Raw genomic sequence first — 225 nt, 5'->3', positions numbered from 1 at the left:
AATTTATCCTGCTGGTGCCAAACAGCAACCGGGAAGCAATTTCGGTGCTGATGACCCGTATTGCCAGCGCCGTCAAAGAACCTTTTACACTGTTTGGACATACCATTCGCGTTTCGTTAAGCGCGGGAAGCAGTCTTTATCCCGAACACGGCTCAACGTTACATGAGCTAAAAGTTAAAGCCGATACTGCGATGTATCATGTCAAACAGGCTGGCAGAAACGGCT

The 225-nt window shown here is 48.4% G+C and carries 1 protein-coding gene; it reads left to right on the top strand.

The window, feature by feature from the left end; translation table 11 throughout:
* Positions 1-225, top strand: a 225-nt coding sequence (locus FDX22_RS24385) for a diguanylate cyclase domain-containing protein (RefSeq protein ID WP_146717910.1), incomplete at both ends; no start/stop codon positions are given.

The organism is Citrobacter sp. TBCS-14 (assembly GCF_005280805.1).
GTDB classification, from domain to species: Bacteria; Pseudomonadota; Gammaproteobacteria; order Enterobacterales; family Enterobacteriaceae; genus Citrobacter; species Citrobacter gillenii.
Note: the sequence above shows the minus strand (reverse complement) of the source record. Positions and strands in the feature narration are given on the sequence as shown.